General features: G+C 62.0%; 1 pseudogene. It reads left to right on the top strand.

Annotated elements, in window-relative coordinates:
• Window positions 1–542, top strand: a pseudogene (locus tag AAFM29_RS17555) (DNA ligase-associated DEXH box helicase); the annotation flags it as partial.
• Window positions 543–674 lie beyond the last annotated feature (132 nt).

Raw genomic sequence — 674 nt, 5'->3', positions numbered from 1 at the left:
GGCTGCAACCGGGAGGCTTCGTGGCGAATGACTATTCGCTCGCGGTGTGGGGGCTGAAGCCGGTGGCCGATCCCAAGCCGCTGCTTTCGCCCGATATTCTTGAGCATGAATTCATCGACTGGGTTCAGGAATCGCATTTGCTGCGCCGGGCCTTCCGCGATGTTGCCGTGATCAGCGGGCTGGTGGAGCGGCAGCATCCAGGCAAGCGCAAGACCGGCAAACAGGTCACTTTCTCGACCGACCTGATCTACGATGTGTTGCGCAAATACGAGCCCGACCACGTGCTGCTGGAGGCGGCCTGGGCCGATGCGCGCGCTCGAATGACCGATGTAGGGCGGCTGGCTGATTTGCTCGAAAGCTCTGCCCGCGAACTTGTCCATGTCGAACTCGACCGGGTCAGTCCGTTGGCTGTGCCGGTGATGACGATGATCGGGCGCGAAGCGGTGCCGCAAGGCGCGATCGACGAGGAGTTACTGTTCGAAGCGGAAACGCTGGCGGGCGAGGCGATGCGGGTCGATGCGCGGGAAGCGCTGGAGGAATAGCCGCTCCCCGGCAGAACCTAGTTTCCAAAATCCTTGTGCAGGTGGTTGCCTGCGAAGGCGAACCTCGTGGCCCCCGAATTCTTGATCAGCGCGATCGTTTTCGCCGAGGCATCGAAGCTGGCTGAGTCATCG

The organism is Erythrobacter sp. (assembly GCF_038133525.1).
GTDB lineage: Bacteria > Pseudomonadota > Alphaproteobacteria > Sphingomonadales > Sphingomonadaceae > Qipengyuania.
This window is presented reverse-complemented; position numbering and strand designations above follow the sequence as displayed.